The organism is Planctomycetota bacterium (assembly GCA_039182125.1).
In the GTDB taxonomy this organism is placed as follows: domain Bacteria; phylum Planctomycetota; class Phycisphaerae; order Tepidisphaerales; family Tepidisphaeraceae; genus JBCDCH01.
In genome coordinates, this window is sequence record JBCDCH010000043.1 from 1 (window position 1) to 25,463 (window position 25,463).

General features: G+C 63.9%; 24 protein-coding genes. 2 read left to right on the plus strand and 22 right to left on the minus strand.

Features of this window, described 5'->3' with window-relative positions; all coding sequences use genetic code 11:
* The 17 genes from AAGD32_11880 to AAGD32_11960 form a co-directional block, all read right to left on the minus strand.
* On the minus strand, positions 1-640 hold a 640-nt coding region (locus tag AAGD32_11880; GenBank protein MEM8874940.1), incomplete at its 3' end, for a hypothetical protein.
* Positions 641-684: 44 nt separating this feature from the next.
* Positions 685-879, minus strand: a complete 195-nt coding sequence (locus AAGD32_11885) for a flagellar FlbD family protein (protein MEM8874941.1) — start codon at positions 877-879, stop codon at positions 685-687.
* 18 nt (positions 880-897) lie between these two features.
* Positions 898-2,622: a flagellar hook-basal body complex protein gene (locus AAGD32_11890; GenBank protein MEM8874942.1), complete on the minus strand. Its 1,725-nt coding sequence runs from the start codon at positions 2,620-2,622 to the stop codon at positions 898-900.
* Positions 2,623-2,671: 49 nt separating this feature from the next.
* Positions 2,672-3,151: a flagellar hook capping FlgD N-terminal domain-containing protein gene (locus tag AAGD32_11895; protein MEM8874943.1), complete on the minus strand. Its 480-nt coding sequence runs from the start codon at positions 3,149-3,151 to the stop codon at positions 2,672-2,674.
* A 106-nt stretch (positions 3,152-3,257) separates the two neighbouring features.
* On the minus strand, positions 3,258-4,808 hold the full coding sequence (locus tag AAGD32_11900; protein ID MEM8874944.1) for a flagellar hook-length control protein FliK: 1,551 nt from the start codon (positions 4,806-4,808) through the stop codon (positions 3,258-3,260).
* The gene (locus tag AAGD32_11905; GenBank protein MEM8874945.1) at positions 4,805-5,503 is read right to left on the minus strand and encodes a hypothetical protein; all 699 of its coding nucleotides are present in this window, start codon (positions 5,501-5,503) and stop codon (positions 4,805-4,807) included. Before AAGD32_11905 ends, AAGD32_11900 begins: the two co-directional genes overlap by 4 nt.
* Positions 5,504-5,533: 30 nt before the next feature.
* The gene (locus AAGD32_11910) at positions 5,534-5,992 is read right to left on the minus strand and encodes a flagellar FliJ family protein (protein MEM8874946.1); all 459 of its coding nucleotides are present in this window, start codon (positions 5,990-5,992) and stop codon (positions 5,534-5,536) included.
* A gap of 9 nt (positions 5,993-6,001) precedes the next feature.
* Positions 6,002-7,375, minus strand: coding sequence for a FliI/YscN family ATPase (locus tag AAGD32_11915; GenBank protein ID MEM8874947.1), 1,374 nt, complete (start codon positions 7,373-7,375; stop codon positions 6,002-6,004).
* Positions 7,376-7,387: 12 nt separating this feature from the next.
* Positions 7,388-8,074, minus strand: coding sequence for a FliH/SctL family protein (locus AAGD32_11920; GenBank protein MEM8874948.1), 687 nt, complete (start codon positions 8,072-8,074; stop codon positions 7,388-7,390).
* A 6-nt stretch (positions 8,075-8,080) separates the two neighbouring features.
* Positions 8,081-9,094, minus strand: coding sequence for a flagellar motor switch protein FliG (fliG, locus tag AAGD32_11925; protein ID MEM8874949.1), 1,014 nt, complete (start codon positions 9,092-9,094; stop codon positions 8,081-8,083).
* Between the two features lie 16 nt (positions 9,095-9,110).
* Positions 9,111-10,751 (minus strand): flagellar M-ring protein FliF C-terminal domain-containing protein, encoded by a 1,641-nt coding sequence (locus AAGD32_11930; protein MEM8874950.1) that lies wholly within the window; start codon positions 10,749-10,751, stop codon positions 9,111-9,113.
* Between the two features lie 104 nt (positions 10,752-10,855).
* A complete protein-coding gene (locus AAGD32_11935; GenBank protein MEM8874951.1) occupies positions 10,856-11,161 on the minus strand; it encodes a flagellar hook-basal body complex protein FliE in 306 nt (101 codons plus the stop codon).
* Positions 11,162-11,193: 32 nt separating this feature from the next.
* A complete protein-coding gene (gene flgC, locus AAGD32_11940; protein ID MEM8874952.1) occupies positions 11,194-11,595 on the minus strand; it encodes a flagellar basal body rod protein FlgC in 402 nt (133 codons plus the stop codon).
* A gap of 11 nt (positions 11,596-11,606) precedes the next feature.
* Positions 11,607-12,008: a hypothetical protein gene (locus AAGD32_11945; GenBank protein ID MEM8874953.1), complete on the minus strand. Its 402-nt coding sequence runs from the start codon at positions 12,006-12,008 to the stop codon at positions 11,607-11,609.
* A 72-nt stretch (positions 12,009-12,080) separates the two neighbouring features.
* Positions 12,081-13,427, minus strand: a complete 1,347-nt coding sequence (locus tag AAGD32_11950; protein MEM8874954.1) for a sigma-54 dependent transcriptional regulator — start codon at positions 13,425-13,427, stop codon at positions 12,081-12,083.
* Positions 13,428-13,532: 105 nt separating this feature from the next.
* Positions 13,533-15,011 (minus strand): sugar ABC transporter ATP-binding protein, encoded by a 1,479-nt coding sequence (locus AAGD32_11955; protein MEM8874955.1) that lies wholly within the window; start codon positions 15,009-15,011, stop codon positions 13,533-13,535.
* On the minus strand, positions 15,008-17,659 hold the full coding sequence (locus AAGD32_11960) for a glucosidase (protein MEM8874956.1): 2,652 nt from the start codon (positions 17,657-17,659) through the stop codon (positions 15,008-15,010). Before AAGD32_11960 ends, AAGD32_11955 begins: the two co-directional genes overlap by 4 nt.
* 98 nt (positions 17,660-17,757) lie before the next feature.
* Between AAGD32_11960 and AAGD32_11965 the strand changes: the two genes are divergently transcribed.
* Positions 17,758-18,867 carry an Lrp/AsnC family transcriptional regulator gene (locus AAGD32_11965; protein ID MEM8874957.1) on the plus strand — a complete coding sequence of 370 codons (1,110 nt, stop codon included), beginning with the start codon at positions 17,758-17,760 and terminating at the stop codon, positions 18,865-18,867.
* A 4-nt stretch (positions 18,868-18,871) separates the two neighbouring features.
* Here the strand turns inward: AAGD32_11965 and AAGD32_11970 are convergent, their stop codons facing one another.
* Entirely contained in the window at positions 18,872-19,903 is a 1,032-nt protein-coding gene (locus tag AAGD32_11970; GenBank protein ID MEM8874958.1) for a glucokinase, read from the minus strand.
* A gap of 228 nt (positions 19,904-20,131) precedes the next feature.
* Between AAGD32_11970 and AAGD32_11975 the strand changes: the two genes are divergently transcribed.
* A complete protein-coding gene (locus AAGD32_11975; protein ID MEM8874959.1) occupies positions 20,132-21,349 on the plus strand; it encodes a hypothetical protein in 1,218 nt (405 codons plus the stop codon).
* On the opposite strand, the gene mug is transcribed toward AAGD32_11975, so the two are convergent.
* From mug to metF, 4 genes are all read right to left on the minus strand, one after another.
* Positions 21,289-21,840, minus strand: a complete 552-nt coding sequence (gene mug / locus AAGD32_11980) for a G/U mismatch-specific DNA glycosylase (protein ID MEM8874960.1) — start codon at positions 21,838-21,840, stop codon at positions 21,289-21,291. The genes AAGD32_11975 and mug overlap by 61 nt on opposite strands.
* A 129-nt stretch (positions 21,841-21,969) precedes the next feature.
* Positions 21,970-24,213, minus strand: coding sequence for a DUF3553 domain-containing protein (locus AAGD32_11985; protein ID MEM8874961.1), 2,244 nt, complete (start codon positions 24,211-24,213; stop codon positions 21,970-21,972).
* Positions 24,214-24,231: 18 nt separating this feature from the next.
* Complete coding sequence (locus AAGD32_11990) at positions 24,232-24,516, minus strand: hypothetical protein (GenBank protein ID MEM8874962.1); 285 nt, start codon at positions 24,514-24,516, stop codon at positions 24,232-24,234.
* A 3-nt stretch (positions 24,517-24,519) separates the two neighbouring features.
* Positions 24,520-25,413 (minus strand): methylenetetrahydrofolate reductase [NAD(P)H], encoded by an 894-nt coding sequence (gene metF, locus AAGD32_11995; protein ID MEM8874963.1) that lies wholly within the window; start codon positions 25,411-25,413, stop codon positions 24,520-24,522.
* Positions 25,414-25,463 lie beyond the last annotated feature (50 nt).

Sequence of the window (25,463 nt, forward strand, 5' to 3'; positions counted from 1 at the left end):
GATCCAGGAACAAATCACCACGTTCCAGCCCTTGATTCAGGACCGTGCTCGCACCATTATTGCAGACCTCGACCCGGCAAAGCTGTCCGGGTCGGAGCCGGATCTCGTCCATCTCGTGCATCATCTTTCGACGAAGCGTTTCGAGACCCGGCTCCGACCCGGACAGCTTTGCCGGGTCGAGGTCTGCAATAATGGTGCGAGCACGGTCCTGAATCAAGGGCTGGAACGTGGTGATTTGTTCCTGGATCGATTCGGCTTCGGCTTTGTCGACCATCGCGTAGAACGTGACGTCGAAAATGTAGTCGCGGCCCGACTTGGTGTTGTGGGCCCGCACCTCGGCGATCGAAAGCATCGTCTCGCCCGCGAAGTCACCGCCATGATCGTCGACGGGGATCGGATCGCCGTGGGAGTCGTACTGAACTTCGCCGTGATCGAGTTCGGCCTGGAGCGCTGCCGCAGACTCGTCGGGACCGCCGCCGAGCATCTTAAACCCGATGAACAACGCGATGGCTTCGAGCACCATCGCCCCGCCGACGAGCACCGGCGTCTTCATCAGCAAGCCGAGGATGCCGCCCTTTTTCTTGGACGAATCTTCCCCGTCTTCACTCACGTCGGGATTGTCTTGCGGTTCGTCAGCCATCAGTGGAACTTATCGGCAGGAAGCGGCGGAATGATGAACGCGGATTAGTCCGTCATCGGCCGGCGTGTCATGCGTGCATAGTCGATGGACTTGCGAACCACTTCCTGCAGGCTTTCCCTGACCATGACCTTGTCGCCGCCGTCGGTGCAGATGACGGTGTCCGGGGTCTGTTCGAGAAAACGAATCTTGTCCGCGTTGATCACGAACTGCTGTCCGTTGAGACGGGTGACGATGATCATGGCACTTCTCCTAAATCGTTACCGGGTGGTGTTGATCAGTTCCGTGAGCAGATCGTCGCTTGTCGAGATGACTCGGCTGGCGGCGGAGAAGCCGGTGGAACTGATGATCATGTTGATGAACTCGCCGGAGAGATCGACGTTCGAGAGTTCGAGAGCACCGGAGCGGATCTTGCCGGCGAGGCCTTCGGTCGGGGCGAGGATCTGTGGATCGCCCGAGTTGGCGGCGGTACGGAACATATTGGCCCCTTCGTCCTGCAGGCCTTCGGGGTTGTCGAAGCCGGCGATGGCGATCTGGCCGAGGTTCTCGTTCAGGCCGTTAGAAAACGTGCCGGTGATGACGCCGTTGTCACCGATGCCGAAAGTCGTGAGCGTCCCGGCGGGGACGCCGTCTTGCTGACTGGAGATCAAGCTCTCGGTCGCAACCGCAGACATCTGGGAGAAATCGAGCGCGATCGAAAGCGGCGTCCCCGAGCCGGTATTCACCCGCTGAACGTCGACGTTGACCGACGTTTGTCCGATGGGACGCCCCTCGGTATCGAACTGGACGGTGCCGGTGCCGATGAATCGGCCCGCATCGATGTCGCCATCGGTAAAGGTGTAACGCGTGTCGTTCTGTGACTCGACGTTGTACCGCCACGTCGTACCGCCGCCGGTGGTGGATTCGAGCGTCATCGTGACATCGACCAGCAACGCGCTACCGAGCGAGTCGTACACGGGGATGGTGGTGCGGATGCCTTCGCCGATCGCGCCGGTGGTTTCGCCGAAGGCGTCGTCTTCCGCGAACGACAGGCTCATCGCCGGGTTGGTGCTGGTGAAGCCGGAACCGCTGACGGCGATCTCGTTGGCTTCGCCCTGGTTGCCGAAGACGACAAGTCGGCCGAACGCACCGGCACCGGTGTCTTCGATCTGCGCCCCGGCGGTCTGCGCGCCCACCGACGGCAGGCCGGTCGCGATGCCCAGGCCTTGTTCGAAGAACTCGATCAAATCGCCAACCGTCGAGGCACCGGTGATCTCGTAAGTCAGATCGCCAAGTGCCGCGTCACCCTTCTGCCCGTTGAGCGTCAGGACATCACCCACGGCGAACAGCGGCGCACCACCGCCGGCCGGGACGACGGCCGTGAGCGCGTCACCGGGCGCTGGCGTCGCACCGGCGACTTCGACGTTCTGCGTCGCGAGGATCGTCGCACCGCTGGCGATCTCGCCTTCGGTATTGAGTGCGCCCTTGAGGTTGACAGTCTCGGTCGCTCTGGCCTTGGTCGCTCCGCCGAGCGGGATTTGAAGCTTGTCGAGCGCACCTCGGACGATGTTGCCGTCCTCGTCTGCCGCCCAACCCTGCACGAACGCACCGCTGCTGTTGACCAACTCGTTGTTCTGGTTGAGCTGGAACGACCCGTCACGGCTGTAGAGCTGATCGCCGCCGGCTTCGACGACGAAGAAGCCGTTGCCCTCGATGGCGAGGTCGGTGCTCTTACCGGTCGGCTCGATGGAACCGGCGGAGAAGTCCTTCTGAATCGTGGCGATCGTGGCACCGAGGCCGCGCTGGCTCGGGTTGGTTCCGCCGAACTCCGCGCCCGGGGGCGAGCCGGACGCGTCGGTGACGTAGAACTGCGGCTTGAACAATGCCCGGCTCGACTTGAAGCCCACCGTGTTGACGTTCGCGATGTTGTTACCGACCACGTTGAGGCGGGTCTGGTTCGTGTCGATGCCCGACAGGCCGGTGAAGAGCGTTTGTGTCAGTGCCATGGTTGTTCTCGGTTGGGATCAGAGGTTCAAGAAGTGCGTCCGAGTTCGGTTAACCGCCAGCCGGTCGAATGCGATCGTCCCGGCCCGACGTAAATCCGAGTTCCGGCTCGATCGTGTCCAGGCGTGTTTCGTTGATCTCAACGACGTTCTCCATCGCGAGCTTCTCGCCGGTGTCGAGTTCGAGAACGACGCTGCCGTCCTCGACGCGAACGGAGTTGACCACGCCGGTGACCTCGCCGGTGTCACCCAGGCCCGTGACGGTCTTGCCGATGAGTTGGCCGGCGGAGCCGATCGACTGCTGGAGCACCATCGTTTCGAGCGACTCCTGCAAATCGGTCTGGCTTTGGAGCTGGCCGATCTGCGACATCTGCCCAAGCAGTTCGCTGTTCTTCTGCGGCTCGAGCGGGTCTTGATTTTGCAGCTGTGTCACCATCATCGCGATGAAGTCCTCGGCGTTGAGGCTCTTGGAGTCGCTCTGGATTTGCGTGGGGCCGGCGGATGCGCCGAGGCCGGATGCGATCGTGCTCATGTTGCCTTCTTCGGCCCGATCCCGGGTCCGGTAACAGTTGGGGCGAGTTGGTAAAGGCCCGGCGGCAAAGGTTGCCGACGCACCCGCAGGAGTTGCGCGTCAGCCGCTAGGCGGCCTGTTCGATTTCGTCGCCGTAGATCACGTTCCGCCAACGTCGGGCGAGTTCTTCGCGGGCGCGCTGCTGTTCGTTCTGGCGTTGGTCGCGGGCGGCGGGGTCTTCCTGACCACCTCGGGAGTCGCTGTTGGTTTGGCTCTGCGTGTCGGTCGGCTGGGCCTGTCGGACGTTGATGCGGTCGACCTGCACACCGGCAGCTTCGAGCGATTGCTTGAGCGTGTGCAACGACTGACCCAACGCCTTAGCCGCATCTCCGCTCGGCGTGACGAACGACACTTCGGCGACACCGGCGGTCATCTTCACGCGGACCGCGACGTTGCCGAGTGATGGCGGGTCGAGGCGAATTTTCATCTCGCCACCGTTGTCTTTCACCAACGCCGAAACGCTGCGAACAACATTGGGCTCGTTGGCCGCGGTGAACTGTTCGCGGGAAACCGGCGTGGACACGTCCGCCTTGATCGTCGCAGCGGGCTTGGGCGCGGCGTCGGCCGTCGAGAGATCCGCAGCCGCCGTGGTGTCGACGGTCACGACTTGTGGCACCGATTGAGTCGGTGCGGACCGAATTTCGGTGGTCGCCTCGGCGGCGCGGACCTGCGCGCCTGTGGGTGCGATCGGTGCTTCCAGACGAGCCGCCGGCTCTGCGGCAACCAGCTGAGCCGGCGAAACCCGATCGGTTGGTTGGGTCGGTTGGGGTTCAACAGGTCCCGCCGGCTCGGCGCTTACGGTCGACGTCGTCGGAGACTTCGGCCCGGTCCGCTGATCGACGACCGTCGGGCGTTTCGGGTCGGCATCGAGTTCGCGCTTGTTGATCGTCGCAGTCGTCAACGGCGCGGCAATAGCGGTCGCCGTGGTGAGCGCGGCGCGTACTTCCGTGACCTGGGCGGTTTCGCGAACGACCTGCGTGGCCGCACGCTGAATCGCTTCCTGGGCGGCGGCGAACTCTGCGGGCGAGATCGCCGTCGCGGCGGTCAACACGTCACCAACGGGTGCATCGGAAGCTGGGACGATCGTGTCGAGCGGCACCGTCACGACATCGGTGTAGCCGACAGGGTTGACGTCGACCGGCACGGATGACGTCGCGAGTTCGGCGGCAGGCACGTCGCTGTCGGTAACAACCTGCACGTTGATTTCAGCGGCCGAGATCACGGGCGGATCGGCAACCGGCTTCTGCTGATCGGTCGTCGGTTCCGTGAGTTGTCGGAACTCCGCGACCCATTCGGCCACGGTGCCCTCGCGCTCGGACGAGTCGGCGGCAACGGCTGTTGCGGCGTCGGGTTGATCCTCCGCGGTCTCGCGCGGTGTCTCGTCCGACGTCGGATTGGGTGCCGTTGAAGTCCCGCCCGTTGAATCGTCAGCAGGCTGTTCGGTCTTCGCCGCGGTCAGTTTCTCGGCGAACTTCTCCCCGGTCGCCGGCTCCGACTTGTCGGACCGCCCCGGCTCAATCTCGCGGCGGACCGGAAGCGCATCATCGCCGTGCCGTGATGGCTTGGGCTTGGCCGGGGCGAAGATGTCGTTCACGGGAGACGTGGTGCGCTCGATCATGAGCCGGTCCCTTCGGTGGTTTCGTTCAACGCGACTTCGTTTTGCCGCATCAGCTCGAGGAGTTGGCGGACACGCACGACTTCGCCGGGGGTTTTGAACTCCGCGAGAATCTTGTTCGCCGTGCGCGGGTTCATCGCCGTGAGGTATTGCACGACGGTTTCGTCGTCGAGGTCCAGGAAGACGTTCTTGACCTGCTTGGGCTTCATGCCCTGGTAGAGCTTGAGCGTGTCCTGGAAGCCGCGGTCGTTGGCGAGCTTCTCGGCCTCGGCGGCGAAGGCGGCCAGTTCGGCTTCCCTGACGGCGACCGACTCCCGATCGACCAACAGGTTCTGCTGCGCGAGACGGAGCTGAGCACGCAGGTCGCGCAGTTCGCGGCGACGGCGGTCGAGTTGTTCAAGCCGGGCGGTGAACGCTTCTTCGATCGCGTCGACCCGCTCGCTGGCCGACGCCAATGGATCAACCGCAAGTAACTCCTCGAGTTGCTCTAGCGACGTGGGTGCGACATCGTCCTCGACGGTTTCGAGCTCGCCGGTCGGCGCTTCGTCCGGCGGGTACATGATGTCGGTAATGGCCGACATCTTCTCGCTGTCCATGCCGGCCGAGGTCCAGAAGTACGCCGCCGCCCCGAGCGCTACGAGGAAGTTCAACGCGAGGATAAAAACAGTAGCGGTCAGGAATCGTTTGATGGTGCCCACGGACAGTCCTCCTGACTATGTTCCGGGAAATCAGGTCTCCGCCTCACGGTTGGCGAAGCTCATTTGCGTGGCCGTCTCGTCGTCGGCGACCTGCTGCTTGCGTTTGCGGTCGGCGAGCCATTGCTCGTGATCACGGTCGCGGAGCTTCTCGATCACCTTCAACCGCTTGGCGACCTCGGCCACTTCCAGTGCGACGGCGTCCGCCGAACGCTTGGCAATGGCGAGACGCTGGACCGACGCCCGGCCCACCGACGCCACGCTGTTAACGTATCGGCGATGCGTGGCCAGAACCTGCAGATTTATCGGGCCTGTCATCTGATCGTCGCGCATCCAGCGGGCGGTCTCATCACTCTGGCGTTGGAGCTCACGCAGTTCGTTTTCGATCGCGGCAACCTGCGCTTGCGCATGGCCGAGACGTTCGAGCGCGGCGCGGTGCTCGGCTTCGCGCTGACGCAGGACGGCTTCGAGTCGAAAGACAAACCGGGCCATCGATCAACCTCACTGTTGCGGCGGCGACTGTGCCTGACCTTGCTGGGCACGCATCTGCGCCGCGGCGTTCTCGATCTGGGCGTGGATCATGTCGAGCTTGCGTCGGGCGGCGGCGAAGTCATCGTGGTCGCCCTCGACTTGCCGCAGGAACTGCTGGATGGTGTCGTGGGCGGCGACGGCGAGGTCGTGCTCGGGATTTTGGCCCGACGCATACGCGCCGACGCTGAGCAGGTCGGCCAGATCGCGGTGCATCGACTCGAGTTGCAGGATCCGCTCGGCCCGGCCGCGGTGTACCGGATCGGTCACGGCGGTGCGGACACGGCTCACCGACTGGAGGACGTCGATGGCCGGGTAGTGGCCGCGCTCGGCGAGCTTTCGGCTAAGCAGAAAATGTCCGTCGGCGATACCCTTCACGGCGTCGGCGATCGGTTCGTCGAAATCGTCGCCCTCGACCAGCACGGTGTAGAAGCCGGTGATGGTGCCGGTCTGCGTGGTGCCGGCGCGTTCGAGAATGGACGGGAGCAATGCGAACACGCTGGGCGGATAGCCACGCGTGGCGGGCGGCTCACCGGCGGCAAGGCCGATCTGCCGTTGGGCATGGGCCAAGCGCGTCAGCGAGTCCATGAGCATCAGCACGTTCTGCCCGGCATCGCGAAAACCCTCGGCCACGGCACACGCCAGCTTCGCCGCACGGACCTTGAGCAGCGGCGTGTCATCGCCGGTCGAAACGATCACGACGCTCCGCTTCAGACCTTCGGGGCCGAGCGTGTCATGAAGGAAGTCGGCGACCTCCCTGCCGCGCTCGCCGATGAGCGCGATGACCGACACGTCGGCGTCGGTGTGCTTGGCAACATGGGCCATGAGCGTGGACTTGCCGACACCCGGACCTGCGAAAAGACCGACACGCTGACCCCGGCCGCAAGTCAGCAGCGCGTCGATCGCGCGAACACCCGTCGCAAGCGGCTTGCGAATCGGCACACGAATCAGGGGATTCAGCCGCGGTGGGTCGAGAGGCCTGGCGTCACCGGAGGGTAGCGAACCGAGTCCGTCGATCGGCTTGCCGAAGCCGTCGATGACCCGACCGAGCAGCCCTGAACCCGTGCGAACGCGCGGCGACATCTTCGTGTTGGAGACCCGATCACCCGCCGCGACGCCGGCTGTACCGGACAGCGGCATCAGCAACGTATGTCCGTCCCGAAAGCCGATCACTTCCGCCTGCTGTAGGCCGCTGGTGGCTTCGATTTCGACGAGTTGGCCGATGGGGAGTGGCAGATGCTCGGCTTCAAGAGTCTGTCCTGCCGCCCGTGACACGCGTCCGGTGATGCCGAGCGGAATCGCCGAGCCGAGCATGTCCAGTTGGGCGTCGGTGGGGAGAACGGGCATCGGATCGCTCCACTATTCCGGCAGTAGTTCGGCAGCGAGGCGCTCGAGCTGGGTATCGAGAGTCGCATCGACTTCGCAGCCGACTGCGGTGATCTTGCAGCCGCCGGGAGCGATGGTGTCGTCCTCAACGATCTTGGCATGCTTCAGGTCGGGCCAGCGAAGTTCGAGGTCGAACGCGGTACCCGAGAGCAACTGTGCCTGTCCGGGGGCGACTGCGAGGCGAACGTCGTGTGCACCGGTCGCACAACGGGCGGCAGCGGTGATGTTCCGTGCGAGCACTTCGGGATCGACCGAACCCTGGCGCCGGGTGATTTTCTCAGCAACCGCGACGGCCAGCCGAGCGACGTCCGCGGCGGCTTCGTCGGCCAATGCCTGGCGGTGTGTGTCGACGGATTCGAGCGCAGCGGAGAGCGTGGTGATGAGCTGTTGGAGTTGGGCTTGATGGCTGGCGAGCGCTTCGGCTTTCCCCTCCTCGTGACCGCGAACCTGGCCATCTTCGGTCCCCTGCTCCAGTCCCGTTGCGTAGCCGGCTTCTTGCGCCTCGTCGCGCATGGCCGCCGCTTCGGCGTCGGCCCGGGCGAGGATCGTCGCCGCTTTCTGTTTGGCCGCATCCACGATCGCCGACGCTTGCTTCTGCACGTCTTCCATCTGGAACACGCGGGCGGTGGTCGGGACGTTGTCGGCCTTGAGCAACGGCATGTTCGGCTACACCACCATTTCCTTCTCGCCACCGCGGCCGGAGATGACGATCTCGCCAGTGTCTTCGAGGCGGCGAACGATGTCGACGATCTTCTGCTGGGCCGCTTCGACGTCGCTGACGCGCACCGGGCCCATGTATTGCATGTCCTCCTGGATGAGCTTGGCGGCGCGGTCGGACATGTTCTTGAAGATCTTGTCCTTGAGCTCGTCGGAAGCTGTCTTGAGCGCGAGGCCGAGCGTTTCGTTGTCGACCTCCTTGAGGACGGACTGAATGCCCTTGTCGTTGACGAGTAGGATGTCCTCGAAGACGAACATGAGTCGCCGGATGGACTCGACGAGGTCCGGGTCTTCTGCTTCGAGGCCTTCCATGATGCCCTTCTCCGTCGTGCGGTCGGCGAGGTTGAGCATCTCCGCGACGTTCTCGACGCCGCCTGTTTTTTCAGAGGAATCAGAGACGATATCGGAGAGCCGGTGCTGCAGGCCGCGCTCGACTTCCTCGATGACCTCGGGGTTGGTCTGCTCCATGTTGGCCACGCGCTTGACGACCTCGACCTGCTTCTGCGGACCGAGGCCCACGAGCACTTCCGAGGCCTTGGCCGGCGGGAGGAACGCGAGGATCAGCGCGATCGTCTGTGGGTGCTCTTCCTGAATGAACGTCAGGATGTTCGCGCTATCGGCCTTCTGCAGAAAACTGAACGGCGTCGTTTGCACCTGTTCAGTAACGGCGCGGATCATCTTGTCCGCTTCTTCCTGACTCAACGACTTGCTGAGCAGTTGCTTGGCGTAGTCGAGACCACCGCCGACCATGTTGTTCGCCAGCGCGAGTTGGTAGAACTCACCGAAAACATCGCGGCGTTCGCCAACGGGAATGTCGCCGAGGCTGGCGATCTCGCGGGAGACTTCCTCGACCGCGCCGGGCGGGAGGATCTTGAGCACCTGAGCGGCGGCGTCCTGATTGAGCGTGAGCAACAGAATGGCGGCCTTGCGGGTACCGCTGAGTTGGGAAGTCGCTGTCGCCATGCTTGCTCGTGGTGATTTAGTCCTGCACCCAGCGGCGAATCAGCGCCGCGGCAGCTTCGGGATTCTCGCCGACCAGGCTCTGCACCTGCTCGACCATCTGCTTCGTCTGCATCATCTCGGGGTCAATTTCCTGAGCGTCCATCAGGTTGTCGGATTCGCCGACCTCACCGACGACGGACTCGCCACGGAGTTGCGCGAGAGCCGATTCGAGATCGGGCACCTCGGTCGTGATCGTGGGCGAAGCCTTACGAACCATCATGGACACCATGAACAACGAGACCACCGCGAGCAGGCCGATGACCGCTTCGCGGCCGTAGCTGGTCATCATCGTGCCGACCGACATGCCACCGGGCAGGGTCATGCCGGCGTTGAGCGAGGCATCATCCAATGACGGCGGAAGCTGGTCGGCGTAGGTTTCGACGCTGATGTCGTCGGCCGTGTCGAGCGCGACGACATTCATCAAGATACTCCGAATACGGGCGACTTCGTTTTCCTCATGCGTCGCGAGCATCTCGCCATCAGGCGTTTCGATGTCCGGGTTGCGGGCCATGAAGTCGCGCTTGATGTGGCTCAGTGGAACACGCACGACCGCACGGACAACCTTCGCTTCACCCGCGGCGGTCTCCTCGACGACGCGTTGTTCGCCAACCTTGACTTCGTTTTTGGTGTCGGCCGTCTCGGAGTCCGAGGAGTTGACGCCACCGCCACCGGCGAGTTCCAAGCCAATGTTCGGCACCGCGCCCGGCTCACCCGCGCCTGCACCGTCCGAACTTGTCGTCGTCGTGGTGCTTTCGCTGGTGGGGACAACGACCGTGCCGTCCTGGTCGTAGGTCACGGCCTGCTTGCTACGCTTGGTCGGATTCACCTCGGCGGTGACGCTTACGAGAATGTTCGGGATGTCGGCGAACGTGTCGTAGATCTTGTCGGCGTAGTCCGCTTCGACCATCGCGCGACGCTCGAAGAGTTGATCGGGATCGATCGGCCCGTTGGACTGGGCAACGCGCTGGAGTCGGCCGTTGACGTTGACTTTCACGTCACCGGTGGCGAGCTCGTTGACGGCACCCGCGACGATGTTGGCCAGACCTTCGACCAATCCGCGGTCGGCTTTGACATTGCCGTCGCGGGTCCAGACGCTGACGGTCGCGCTGTTGCGTGAACGCTGACCGATGCGCGTGGAGCGGTTCAAATCGAAAACGACGTCGGCGTGGGTGATGTTGCGATCAACGAGAATGATCGACTCGAGCTTGCGGCGCTTGGCCTCGGCGAAGAACTCCTTGGTCTTGAACGCCGGATCCCAGGCGGACATCTTCTCGACCATCTTGTCGAAGCTGTCGGCGGAGTTGCCGGGCATGGCGTTGGCGAAGCCCAGTGCGGATACGGCGGCTTCGAGTTGGTCGGCGGGGACCATGATCCGCGAGCCATCCAACTTCATGTCGATCCCGGCACCGGTCAGTGCAGTGCGGGCGTCGGCCATCTCCTGTGGCGTCATCGCGCCGTCGAGCACCGGCTGAAACTCACCGGTCGCGGCGTAGCTGCTCCACCACATGATGGTGATCACCATGATGGCCACGAGAGCGCCGGTGAGCATTTTCTGACTGGCGGAAAGGCCGCTCAGTTGCCCTTGGATGCGTTCGAGTTGTTGGCGGATGGTGTCCACGGGATTAGCCCTCCTGGCTTACCGCAGCGGGTCAGGTTGCACGGGCCGTCGGTTGGCATCCTGCCGACCTCAAGCTCGCCCCACCCGGCGGTATACCAAGTGGGTCAGACGGGCATGTTACGAATTTCTTCAAAGGCGTCCATGAGTTTCTTCCGAACGGCAAGAAGCGTGTTGAAGGCGAGGTCTGATTTCTCGACGGCCAGCATGACGCCGGTCACATCGTCGGTCTGTCCGGAGGCAAGCCCCTCTACCGCATGTTGTGCATCGCGCTGTAACTGCGCAACATCTCCCACCGTCTTTTGCAGGACTTCGGCGAAGCCGCCGTTCTGACCGGCGGAGCGATCCGGCCCGCCGACGGTGTTCGCGGCGCTTTGCAGGCCGTGGATAGATTGGTTGAGATTCTGGATCATGGGTGGGTCTTCCTGACCGTTTTCGCAGTCCGTTAGGCAATCAGCCGCAAGGCGGCGTTGAGCATGGCCTTGGTGGTCTCGATCATCGTGACGTTCGCCTCGTAAGCCCGGCTCGCGTCGAGCATGTTGACCGACTCGATCGCCAAATCAACGTTGGGCATCTGGACGAAACCGTCCGAGTTGGCGTCGGGGTGGCCGGGGTCGAACACCTTGGGGAACGGCGTGGGGTCTTGCTTGATCGCCGCGACCCGCACACCGGGGTTGCCCGCCACGTCGCGCTGGGGCTCGAACACCACGAACCGCCGGCGGTAAGGCTCGATCGTCCCGTCGGCCTGCCGGGTCGTGTTCAGGTTCGCCAGGTTGTTCGCCACGGTGTCCATGCGGACGCGCTGGGCCGTGAGCGCGCTGGCGGCGGTGTCGAGGGTGCTGATCATCGGTCAATCCTTTACTGCGGAACCTCACGGAGCGCACTGCGGAGTTGGCTGTACTGTTTTCGCAAGAGCTCGGCCAGCGCGTTGTGCTGCAGGGCGTTCTTCGCGGACTCGGTCATCAACTGCTCCATCGAACGGTTGTTGCCGTCGTGGAAGGTGATGCCACCGGTTTCGAAGGTGAGCGACTCGTCGACGCCGGACAGATCGAGCCGACCGCCACGATCGCGTTCGTCCAGCGACTTGGCCAACGATGCACGAAACGCGTTCACGTCCATGTCGCGCTGCTTGTAGCCGGGCGTTGTCGCATTGGCGACGTTCTCGGTCAGCAACGCCTGACGCAAGCCCGCGAAACGCATCGACCGCCCCACGACCGGGGCCGGCGTGCTGTTGAGGATGGTGTCGAGGAACTGGGCCATGTGATTTTCCTTTTGATCGGACGCGGGGTTGGGGCTTCGCCAGCGCGCCGGCTGACGGGCGCAGGTCTTGCGCTATGCGGCAAGGGCGATCTCGCCGTCCCACTCGCCGGTTTCCTTCCACTTCTTGAGTTTCATACCGAGAGTCCGCACGCCGATTCCCAGGGCGCCGGCGGTCTTGGCGCGATGGCCGTTGAACTTGTCGAGGGCCGCGAGAATGGTGCGCTTCTCGACTTCGGCCAACGGCTCGTTGTTCCACTTCATCGCCACGGGCCGGGGGCTTCCGCCGCCGATCCAGGGCTCGAGCGTTGCCGCACGAATGACGCCCGGCTCGGTCTCCAACGCAACCGCCCGCTCGAGCATGTTCTGCAACTCACGCACGTTGCCGGGCCAATCGTGGCGTTCGAGCATCCGAACAGCGCGAGGATTGAGGTGCCGGAACGGCGTGCCGTCGCGCTTGGAGATGCGGTGCAGGAAGTGCCGGGCCAGATCGGCAATGTCGTCAGTTCGATCGCGCAGCGGCGGGACGATGATCGGCAATACGTCGAGCCGGTAGAACAGGTCCGCCCGGAACCGCCCCGCCTTGACCTCCTCCTCGAGGTCGGCGTTGCTGGTCGCGACGATGCGGACGTCGACCCGCCGGGTGACGGTGCCGCCGACCCGCTCGAAACTGCCGTCCTGTAGAAACCGCAACAGCTTGGCCTGCACGCCGGGGCTGATCTGGCTGACCTCGTCGAGCAGAACAACGCCCGCATCGGCCCGCTCAAAACGGCCGGGCAGGTGTGCTTGCGACTCGTCGCCGAACAGCTCGGCTTCGAGATGGTCGCCGGCGAGAGCCGCGCAGTTGACGGCGATCAACGGCTTGTCAGCACGATCGCCCGCCGCGTGGATGGTGCGGGCAACCACTTCCTTGCCGACGCCGCTCTCGCCGCGGATCAGGACCGTCGCGTTGGACGTGGCGACCCGTTCGATCTGTTGCTTGAGTTGTCCGGTCGCGGCGCTCTTGCCGACCAGTTGCGTGGCGGGCTCCACCGGCTTGGGCCTGGCAATCGGCGATTCGTCCAGCGTTCGCAAGGCCCGCTCGGTCATGCGACGCAGGTCATCGCCGTCGAAAGGCTTTTGCAAATAGTCCAAGGCTCCCTGCTTGATCGCGCTCACCGCCGTCGGCACCGTCGCGAAGGCGGTCATCAGGATCACGAGCAGCTTCGGCTTCCGTGCCTTGGCCGATCGCAGCAGTTCGATCCCGGTCATGCCAGGCATTTTCAGGTCGGTGATCAGCAGGTCGATCGCGTCGGCGTCGAGTATGTCGAGGGCTTCCTGCCCGCACGCCGCGGTACGCACTTGGTGTCCATGACGTTCGAGCGTGGCGGCCGAACCGTCACGCATCAGGGCCTCGTCATCACAGATCAAGATCGTCGCCATCCTTGGCACCGCTTTCCTGGCTGGAACTTCCGTTTGCGAACCGACATGGGTGTTATCGGACGACGGCGGAAGTTGCGCCAGCGAAAGCGGCAGTTTTTGCGCGGCTCAATCGCTGCCGGTCATGGCGTGAAGGACCCGCGCCTGATCCTTCTCGACGAACTCACCGACCAATCGCCCCCCGCGCATCACAAGAACCCGGTCGCAAAGACCCAGCAACTCCGGGAGTTCGCTGCTGACCACGAGCACGGCCACGCCGTCGCCGACGAGGTCGGCGAGGATCTGATGGATGCCGGCTTTGGCACCGATGTCGACGCCGCGAGTCGGCTCGTCCACGATCAGCAACTTCAGACCCCCCGCCGACTCACGCAGACCGAGCCACTTGGCGAGGGCGACCTTTTGCTGGTTGCCGCCCGAGAGAGCGCCAGCCGGCAGGCCGACGTCAGCGGTGCGGATGTCGAGTTGCGTGCGTGCGGCCTCGGCCCGGCGGTGCTCGGCGGCTTGCTTCACGAAGCCCGCCGCGGCGAACTCACCGAGCGTTGCGGCATTCACGTTCGTGCGAATCGGGTGTTCCAGTTGCAGCCCCTGGAGCTTGCGATCCTCCGGGACCAACGCGACCCCGGCGGCAATCGCCTCGGCCGGGTGCCGCAGGGACAATGTGTTGCCATCGACGCAAACGCGGCCCGTTGCCGTCGGGTCCAAGCCAAAAATGGCCTGCACCGTCTCCGAACGCCCGCTACCCACCAAGCCGGCCATCCCAACGATCTCGCCAGCGCGGACGCTGAACGAGATGTCTCGCACATCGCGTGACGACAATCCGTCCACTTCGAGAATCGCGGCCCCCGGCTCGCCCCGACTCCGCTCGAACGCCGCCACCGATCGGCCGACCATCATGCGGACGAGCTCGTCCTCGGTGGTGTCCGCCCGGTCGATGGTGCCGACGTGTCGGCCGTCGCGCAGCACGCTGATTCGATCGGCGAGCCGCATCACCTCCGGCATGCGATGGCTCACGTACACGGCGGTCAGACCTCCGTCACGCAACCGCTCGATCAGCGTCATCAGCGACTCGGCTTCGTGGTCACCGAGGCTGCTGGTCGGCTCGTCGAACACGATCACCCGTGCCCCGCTGCCGACGGCGGTCGCGATCTGCACAAGCTGAACCTGCGCCGTCGACAGCTCACGCATCGGCCGATCGACGTCGAGCCGGATGTCGATGCCGGCGAGCAACTCGGTCGCACGGGCGCGCAGTTCGCGGCGGTCGACGATCCCGGCGCGAGCCGGCAGTTGGTGCAGCGACACGTTTTCCGCGACGCTCAGGTCCGGGCAGTACGCCAGCTCCTGATGCACGATCGCGATACCCAAGTCGGCGGCGGCGGCCGGGTCGGCGATACGCACCGGTTCGCCGTCGAGCAGGATCAGTCCGCCGTCGGGTCGATGAATGCCACCGAGCACCTTGCCGAGCGTGCTCTTGCCCGCCCCGTTCTCGCCCATGAGCACATGGACCGTGCCCCGCTCGATGGTGAGCGACACATCCGCAAGCGCCTGCACGCCGCCGAAGTGCTTAGAGATGTCACGGAACTCGATCATGAATCCGCGAGCTTCTCCAGCATGTTGGCGACCAACGCGGTCCAGCCGGTCTGATGGGCCGCGCCGCAGCCGCGCCCGTTGTCGCCGTGGAAGAACTCGTAGAACAGCACGAGATCATCCCACTGCTCGGCGTAAGCCTTGGCGTCGCCGTGGCAGGGCCGGTTGCCGTCGGGGTCTTTCTCGAACAGCGCGACGAGCCTGCGTTCGACCTCGTGGGCGGCGGAGCGCAAGTCGAGTTGTGCGGTACCGCCAGACACCGGGCACGTGACGTCCATCTCGTCGCCATAGAAGTGGTGGTAGCGTTCGAGTGCTTCGATAAACAGGTAGTTGAGCGGGAACCAGATCGGGCCACGCCAGTTGGAGTTGCCGCCGAACATCTCCGTGTTGCTCTCGGCGGGCGTGTACTTGACGCGATACTCGTTGCAGGCCGCGTGAAAAACGTACGGGTTTTGCTCGTGGTGCTTGCTCATCGACCGCATGCCGTACGGCGAGAGGAACTCATCCTCGCTGAGCGCGTAGTGCAGTACTTTTTGCAGTTTCTCGGGACCAACGACGCTCAGGAGCAGTGCTTTCTGGCCGTTGGGCATCGTGCGTTCGGTGATGTGCTGGGCCAGGCGTGGCCGGTGCTCGCGGAACCACTTCATCCGCTTGGCAAAGCCCGGCAGCTTGTCGAGCGTCTCCTGTGTGAGGATCTCGCTGGCAAACGTCGGGATCAGTCCGACGAAGCTGCGGATGCGTAACGGATCGGACTTCTGCGCGTCGGGGTCCCAGAGCTGATCGTAGTAGAAGCCGTCGGTGTCGTCCCAGAGTCCGTCGCCGCCGATGGTGTTCATGGCATGGGTTATGGCGACGAAATGCTCGAAGAACTTGGACGCGACGTCCTCGTAGACCGGATCTTCCGCGGCCAACTCGAGCGCGATGCTGAGCATGGTGACGCAGTAGAACGCCATCCACGCGGTGCCGTCCGCCTGCTCGAGCTGTCGGCCGTCATGGAACTGCTCGGCGGACCGGTCGAAGAGTCCGATGTTGTCGAGCCCGAGGAAGCCGCCACCGAAGAGGTGGTTGTCGTCCTCGTCCTTGCGCGTGACCCACCATGTGAAGTTGAGCAGCAGCTTGTGAAAGCAGCGCTCGAGGAACTTGCGGTCCCGCTGGCCGCGCGGCGCGGTCATCTTGTACACGCGCCACACCGCCCAAGCGTGTACCGGCGGGTTCACGTCGGAAAAGTTGAACTCGTACGCCGGAATCTGGCCGTTGGGATGCATGTACCACTCACGCAGGAACAGCACGAGTTGGTCCTTGGCGAACTTCGGATCGACCCGACACATCGGCAGCATGTGGAACGCCAAATCCCAAGCGGCGTACCACGGATACTCCCACTTGTCGGGCATGCTGATGACGTCGCGATTGAACAGGTGATCCCGCCAATCACGGTTGCGAGCACGGGGCTTGCGTTGCTTCGGCGGCGCGGGCTGGCCGGGGTCGCCGTTGAGCCAGTGCTGGACGCTGTAGAAATAGAACTGTTTGGTCCAGAGCAGCCCGGCGTACGACTGACGCGAAATCATCTTGCGTTCATCGGAGAGCGATGTCGGGATGACGGTGTCGTAGAACGCGTCAGCCTCGGCGATTCGGTCGGCAAAGACTTGGTCGACCGGCGGCCCGCCCTTCTCGTCAGCGTCGGTCAATCGGAATGTAAACGTCCGGCTCTCACCCGGTTCAACCTCGACCTCGTACCAGGCCGCGCACTTGGTCCCAAGCTGATCCGGGTTCACCGCGTCCTTCTCGCCATCGATCACATGGCGGTGAAAACCGTCCTTCGGATAGCCGTTCAACTCCTGTTTCCAGAGCCGCTTGGCGTTGGTCTCGTTGTCGCAGAACAACCATGCCTTCGGCTCCTCGGTCGCGGTGAACTCGAACCCCTTGAGCGTCTCATGCTCGCAGCACACCGTCTCGCCATCGAGCGCCATCATCGGCTTCTCGAACATCCCTTCATGTTCTGCACCCCAGCTCCAGCCGTTGCGGAACCACAACTGTGGCAGCAAGTGCAAGGTTGCGAGCTTCGGACCGTGGTTGGCGATGGTTACCCGAATGCAGATGTCGTTGGGCGAAGCCTTGGCGTACTCGGCGGTGACGTCCCAGTAGCCGTTGGCCAGTGCATCGGTGTCGAGCAGTTCGTATTCGGTCTTGAGCTTGCCGCGATCGCCATTGACATCGCGTAGTTCGTTGTAGGGAAACGCCGACTGCGGATATTTGTAAAGTCCCTTGCAGTACGAGTGGGTCGGCGTCGCGTCGAGATAGTAGTAAAGCTCTTTGACGTCCTCGCCGTGGTTGCCCTCGCTGTTGGTCAGGCCGTAGAGACGTTCCTTGAGAATTGAATCCTTACCGTTCCAAAGCGCGAGACCAAAGCACAGACGGCACTCGCGATCGGTAATCCCGAGAAGCCCGTCCTCGCCCCAGCGATAGGCGCGACTGCGTGCGTGATCATGCGGGAAGTAGTTCCAGCAATCGCCGTACGTCGAGTAATCCTCGCGCACGGTGCCCCACTGGCGTTCGGAGAGGTAGGTGCCCCAGCGTTTCCAGTTGGCCTCGCGGCGGGCGTCGGCGGCGAGGCGCTGATGTTCGGCGGTGCTGTGTTCGGCGGTGTTGGACATGGCAATACTTCCGTGCAGGCCGAACGATAACGCCGTCGCTCGCGCTTGTCCCAGAAGTCGGCACTTGCTCTACCACCGCATCCCCCATTGGATAGAGCATGCCCGCCACCACCGACTCGCCCACGGAGATCGCCGACCCGATCAACGCTCGCATCCTCGCCGTCAGCGAAGACCAGTTGCAGGGCTTTCAAGCCGACCCGTTTGCCGACATCGCCCGACGTAGCGGCGTCGCGCTTGACGAAGTCCACACACGCCTGCGGGCCATGCTTGAGGCCGGGACAATCCGCCGCATCCGCCAAACATTGCTGGCCAACAAACTCGCCGAAGGTGCGTTGGTCGCGTGGAAGGTGCCCGAGGAGAAGCTCAACGCAGCGTTCGACTGGATGCATGCCAACGACCCGTTCAGCGGCCACGCGGTCATCCGCTCCACCGACGCTGAGACGCCCGGCAGCAAGTACCGCCTTTGGACCACGCTCAAAGTGCCCCAGGGCAAGAGCATCGAACAGCACTGCGACATCCTCCAGCGCATCGTCGGTGCCGAGGCGTGGAAGGCGATGCCGGCGAAGAAGCTCTTCGCGTTGGGCGTCGGACACATTCGCCGGCGTTCACTGGAGATCGGTGCGATGGCGGACGAACCGAGCCAGCCGATCGACACCAAGGTACTCCCGATCGCGGATGAGCACTGGCCGATCCTCGAAGCGCTCAAACGCGAGTTGGCGATTGACGAAATCGGTCCTGACTTGTGGGCCAAGCGTGCGGCCGAGGCCGGCGTCTCGCTCGAAACGTTCGTCGACGTCTGCGGCCAGTTCGCCGAGCGTGGCATCCTCGGTCGCTTCTCGACGTTCCTCGAGCACCACAAACGTCTTGCCACCGGCGAGCGCGTGACGAAGTTCAACGCCTTGTACCACTGGCGCGTCCCCGTCGGGCGCGAACTCGAAGCCGGCGGTGAGGTCGGCCGCTTCCACTGCATGACGCACGGCTACTGGCGCGAGGGCGGGCCGGAGTTCGCCAACGTCAACATCATGGGCGTCTCCCACGGCACCGAAAAGGACCGCGTCCTCGCCCACAAAGCCGCCATCGACGAGCATCTGCAATCCTGCGGCATTGGCTTTGATTACACCAACGTGTTCTGGGGCGGTCGCAGCGAGATCAAGCCGAGCGAGATCAGCCCGGCCGTACACGACGGATGGCTGGCACAATACCAATAGCGAATCACATCCCCGCCGCGATCTGGGCCGCGCCGAGCAAACCGGTGTCGACCGGATCGAGCAACCGAATGGGCACCTGCTCAAGAATGCCGCGTTGCGTCCGGCCGCCGGCATCGAGGTATGTCCGGACGAAGCGATCATCGAACGCTTGCGAATCGGGGCTGCGAATCGCGTCGATAATGTTGCCTCCAAGCCAAAGACCCGCCGTGGGCAACAGCAACAGGCCGAGATTGCTTGCATACTGAGCAAGTACTTCCACGAACAACTCGACGGCGCGTCGCGCGAGGTCGGGATCGGCAACGCTCTCTTGCCCGGCCGCGGCGCACGTGATCGCCTGCCCGTCCACTCCGGCAACCAACCGTGTCGACGATGGATCGGCGAGGCAGGCGTAAAGGTTTTCAAGACCCGGCCCGCTGAGCACGGACTCGTACGTCACCCGCGTCGTCCCACGCTCGGCGGGTAGCAGCTTGCGTAGGCCGTCAACGATCTTCGACTGTTCCGCATTTCGCGGCGGGAACTCGAAATGCCCACCCTCGCTGGGCGACGGACGAAAGCCGGACGCGTGTTGAATGGCGAAGCCCACGCCGCAGCCGGTGCCGGGCATGAGAATCGCCCGCACACCCGACGGATTGTTTCGGCCCGCGTGAATCAGCGTACATGGCGCGACGCCGACCGATGCGATGTGGGCAGCCATGTCGTTGACGAGCCAGACGTTCGCACCCAACGCCGCGCCGATCTGACGATTGGTTACGTCTTCGTGGGGCCGGTTGGTCATGGCGACATGTGCGGTACCGTTAGGCTCGTTGGTGATTTTGCCCGCGATACCGAAGCATGCCCGGTCAACGCCCTCGACCTCACTGGCAAAGTCCTTGGCGAATCGGCCGACCGCGTCGATGATCGGGCACTTGCGGTAGGTCATCGGCAAGCGCAAGTCGCCCTCATTGCCGCGGGCCGGGTGGTCGATCGGCGCACAGCCGTCATCGTTGTAAAAGTCGAGCCGAACGTTGGTCCCTCCGATGTCGCCTGCGAGAAGCATGCGGCGAACGTAGACGCCGACCGGGTCGTCGGCAAACTGCCAAACGTGATAGAGATTGCGTTTCTTCTCCTTCTTTCTCCCGCAACTTTGGCCTGACCCGACGATGTCATTTTTCGGACATCGCGCGACGCCGCTGATCGCCCGGACCTTGTTGCTCGACGCAGCCCCCGCCTCCCGTCCGGCCCGGCATCGCCAACCACACCGCGGCCGCGCCGCGGGGAAGTCGTCATGGCCGATGAGCCCACGACCCAAACCGTTGTTGATCCGGTCCCGACCTTTCGCACCATGCGTAAGCGGTCGCCCTGGCATTGGATCATCGAGTACAACCCGTGTTACCTGCTCAGCGCCGTGTGCATGCTGACGGGCACGCTGCTGTTGACCAACACGCTCGACTGGTCGCCGACGCCGCTATCGCGGCTGTTGCCGATGCTCGGGCTGTTACAGGTGTACGAGCTGTGTTGCGTCGTGCTGGGCGTGGCGTTGTACCGGCGCATCGGGCCGCGGCGGGATGCGGTGGAACTGATCGCATTGGTCATGCTCTTCTCGGCGGATGTGTCGTTTCTGATGAGCGAGTTCGCGACGGACCACTTCGCGATCGGCACGGCTGTTTCGTTGACGTTGTTCGTCCTCGCCGTGGTAAAGTTGGCCATCATCGCGCGCGGGCTTCGACTCAATCTCGGGGCGAACACGATCGCTTTCGCGATCGCGGGCTTTGCCTTCCTCTACGGCATCCCGCCGTTGCTCAACCTCATCGACGATGGCGGCGTGATGAACGGCGGCGGCGTGATGGTCGCGCACTTCTACGGGCTCTGGTGGATCGTCGGACTCGCCCCGCTGGCGTGGCGGCTCACGCACAAGGTCGGCGAGGTGCCGGGCTGGGTGAAGGCGGCGGCGGTCGTGCCGTGGGTGTCGTTCGCGGCCCATGTCGGCATCCTGCACTACGTCTACGACCGGCCGTTCCACGCACCGATGGCGACGCCGCTCGTCCTCGCGCTGATGCTGATGGATCGCCAGCCGTTCGTGACGTTCCCGAAGATCTTGGGCCTCGCGGTTGCCGGCGTCTTCACGCTACCGACCACCGCACAACTGAACTTCGACGCGGGGCCGATCACGGTCACCCCACTGCTCGTCGGACTTAGCGGCGTGTATCTCGCCCTGTTCTACACGTCGTTCGTGAAGTGGCTGCCACATGCGGCGATCGCGGGGCTTGGCGTACTCGGGGTGCGCTTGTTCGGACCCAGCGGCGAAACGATTCTCGGCTGGTGGCGCGAGTCGTGGCAGTTCGCGTGGAGCCGACGCCCGGCGACGCGCTTCGCCTGGGGCGTAATCGCCACCGCCGGCGCGTTCGGACTGCTCGCGATCGGGGCGCTCTTCAGCTTCCGGCCTCAGCGCGACGACGCTTCGCGCAGCTCGCCGAACAACCTCGCAAAATCGGCCGGCTTGTAGTGGGCGTTGAGCCCGCTGGGGTTCGGCAGCACCCAAACGCGTGTGTCGCCGATGCGGTGGTCGGGCTGGTGTCCGACCGCCGCTTTGGGCTTGGACCAGCCGGTGCGGTAAGTACCGATGCCGAGTACGGCGAGCCAAGCGGGCGCGTACTTCTTCACGCGCTTCTCCAACTCGGTTGCACCGGCCCGAACCTCGTCGGCCGTCAGGTCGGCCGCCGAGCGCGTGGCGCGTTGGACGACGTTGGTGATGCCGAGGCCGTTGGCGAGCAACACGTCCTGGTCTTGTGCCGTAATCGGTTCAGGCACGAACCCGGCGGCATGCAACGTCGGATAAAACCGATTGCTCGGCCCGGCAAAATGCCGCTTGCGGTAGGCGGTTTCGAGCCCCGGGTTGATCCCGCAGAAGAGCACACGCATGTTCGGTCCGACAAGGTCGGGCACGAGTTTGTTCTCGTACTTTTCAAGTTCTTCCTTGGGAATGCGCTTGGCCATCGCGTCGACGTTAGCCCCACCGCGCCATGCTGAGCGACGTCGAAGCATCCCTTCTTATCCGTGACCCGGTCTGTTGCGAACCCGGAGATATCCCTCGGCTACGCTCGGGATGACGTTGGGAGGAAACGTTCACCCGATCTTCTGCAGCTTCGCGAACTCGAGGAGCAGGCGCTTTTCGCCGTGGTGTTGGAATTTGACGGTGACTTTGCTGCCGATCTCGTCCATCGCGTTGACAAAGCCGGTGCCGAACTTGGGGTGTCGAACGCGGTCACCGACTTGCAGACCGCTGCTGACTTTGGGCATGAAGTCGCCGATGGAGCCGAACCCGCCGCGACCGGTGCGGTCGTCGACGTCGAGCAAGTGCTCGGGGATCTCCTTGAGGAACTGCGACGTGGTGCCGGGCCGGCGCTCGCCACGGACGGTGCGCACCGCGGCACGGCTGAGCATCAGGTGCCGCTGAGCCCGCGTGATCCCGACGAACGCGAGTCGTCGTTCTTCTTCCATCTGGTCCGGGTCCATCGCCGCTCGGCTGTGCGGCAGACAGTCCTGCTCCAGACCGATCATCGCGACCGCGGGGAACTCCAACCCCTTGGCCGCGTGGAGCGTCATCAGCGTGACCGCCCCGCCGTCGGCCTGCAGCGCGTCGACATCGGAGAGCAGCGCGATCTGTGCGAGGTAGTCCACGAGCGTCCCGCCCTCCTCGCCCGCGTCAAACTCGGCGGCACTGCTGACGAGCTCGCTGAGGTTGGCGGCGCGGTCGCCTTCGGGATCTTCCTTGCGGACCGCTTTCTCCAAACCGCTCTCGGCGATGACGGCTTCCATGACGCGTTGCACCGGGCCGCCGTCCTCGTGGAACTCCCCGGTGAACATGTCGACCGGCTCGGCGGGTGCGGTGTCGAGCATGCCACGCCACTTGCGCATCAGCTTGGCGAACTTGCCGACTGCGGTGACGGCGCGGGCGTTGAGACCGTCGATGCTCTCCGCGTTGTGCAGCGCTTCGTAGACACTCACGCCGAGGTGGCGGGCGTGGGCGATGACGGTGTTGATCGTCGTTTGGCCGATGCCGCGCGTCGGATAGTTGAGGATGCGCAGCAGCGAGACCTCGTCGTCGGGGTTGGCGATGACCTTCAGGTAGGCGAGCGCGTCCTTGATCTCCTTGCGGCCGAAGAACTCGGTGCCGCGCACGATCTGGTACGGGATCTGGTGTTGCCGCAATGCGCCTTCGAGCACGCGGGTCAGGCTGTTCATGCGGTAGAAGACGGCCATGTCTTCCCAGTTGTGCCGCGGCTCGACGTCGTGGAGCTTCTGCAACCAACGGGCGACTTGGTCCGCCTCGTCGTACTCGTCCTGACAGTGAACGACGTCGATCAACGCACCGGCACCTTGGTCGGTGAACAGCCCTTTCTCCTTGCGGCCGGTGTTGTTCTTGATCAGCTCCGTCGCGGCGTCGAGGATGTTCTGGGTGCTGCGGTAGTTGCGTTCGAGCTTGACGATCTTTGCGTCGGGGTAGTCGTCCTCGAAGCTGAGGATGTTGCTGATGTCCGCCCCGCGCCACGCGTAGATGGATTGGTCCGGGTCCCCGACGACGGCGATGTTGCGGTGCCGCATCGCGAGCATGTGGGCGAGGATGTACTGGGCATGGTTCGTGTCCTGGTACTCGTCGATCATCAGGTAGTGGAACCGGTCCTGCAGTTGGTCGAGCACGGCGCGGTTGTCGCGCAGGCCCAACGCGACCTTCATGAGCATGTCGTCGAAGTCGAGCGCGTTGCTCTCCTCCAAAGCCGACTGGTAGTGCTTGTAGATCTTCGCGAGGTTGCGCTGGAAGAAGTCGGTCGCTTGCCCGGCGAACTCGTCGGGCGTCTGCAGCTTGTTCTTCGCGTTGGAGATGTGGGAGAGAACAGAGGACGGCGTGAAGTTGGTGCTGGACACGTCGGCCGACTTGAGCGCGGCTTTGACCGCGGCTGTCTGGTCGGCGGTGTCGTAGATCGTGAACCCGGGCTTGAAACCGAGCTCCTCGCCGTGCGTGCGCAGGATGCGCAGGCACAGCGAGTGGAACGTGCAGATCGTCGGCGAGTAGTCGGCCAGCCCGAAGAAGTTGGGCAGCTTCCGCCCGGTCACTTCCTCGACGCGATGCCGCATCTCGCCGGCGGCCTTGTTCGTGAACGTGATCGCACAGATCTGCCCGCCGGGGATGCCCTGGGCGAGCAGATACCCAACTCGCCGGGTGAGGACACGCGTCTTGCCCGACCCGGCTCCCGCGAGGATCAGCAACGGGCCGTCGATGTGGCTGGCAGCTTCCCGCTGCTCAGGCGTGAGGTCGTCAAGAAACGCGTCGGACACGAAGACACCGTAGGCCGGTTGATGTTTGGGCACCGTGCAGCTTCGACTCGACTAGACGACGAACCAGATCACAAACAGCGCCGCGGTCGACACCAAGGCGATGACCATCGGAACGATCGTCAGCAGGCCCATGATCGATGTCACACCCAAGTCTCCAATCACGGCCAACGTGAGGTAACCGGCTATCACCGAACCGATGGCAACCGGACCAGCAAAGACCATCACTGCAACGAACAACAGAATGCTGTCGTCATACCACTTGCTCTGAGCAACGGCACTCAAGAGCAATGTCGCGGCGAACGCGAAAATCCAGTTGATGACCAACAGTCGCTTCATGCCCTAAGCCGCGTTCTTGTCGCTGTTGGGCAGGTGCAGGCGTTCGACGATCTGCCGCGTCGCCGTGGACTTGTTGAGCGTGTAGAAGTGAAGGCCATCGACGCCTTGGAAGATCAGCTCTTCGCACTGGCGGACGGCGTGGTCGATGCCGGCCTTTTCGACCGCCGCTTCGTCGCCCTCGGCATCGAGCTTCTCCAGCGCGACCAGCAGGTGCTGCGGAATCTTCGCGCCGCACATCGTGACGAACCGCTTGATCTGCGGCAGCTTCTGAATCGGCATCATGCCCGCAACGATCGGCACGTCGACGCCGGCCTTTCGGGCATTGTCGCGGAAGGTGAGGAAGTCGTAGTTGTCGAAGAACAGCTGGGTAATGATCCCGCCCGCACCGGCGTCGACCTTGGCCTTGAGGTGCTCCATATCACGCTGTTTGTTGAGGCACTGCGGATGACCTTCGGGAAAGCCGGCGACGGTGACGAACATGCCGGGGTGCGTGTCCTTGATGAACTTTACGAGATCGCCGGCGTACTCAAAGCCGCCCTCGGTCGTCTGCCATGCCCCGCCGCCGGGCATGTCGCCGCGGAGGGCGAGGACGTTCTGCACGCCCTGCTCGGCGAGTTGGTCGAGGATCGCGGCGATCTCATCTTTCGTGTGTCCGACGCACGTCAGGTGCGCCATTGCGGTGAGCCCCGCCTCGCGCTGGATACGCCCGGTGAGCTCGACGGTCTTCTCCCGCGTGCTCCCGCCCGCCCCATAGGTCACGTCCACGAAGCTCGGCGAAAGCTCCTTGAGCTCGGCGATCGTCGTGAACAGATTGTCAAACCCCTTTTCCGTCTTGGGCGGGAAGAACTCGAAGCTCACCGTCGGCTTGGCGGTCTGGAGAAGCTGCTCGATACGCATGGCAACAGACTATCCCACAAGCATTCATCCGTCCAGCCGGATGAACGGAT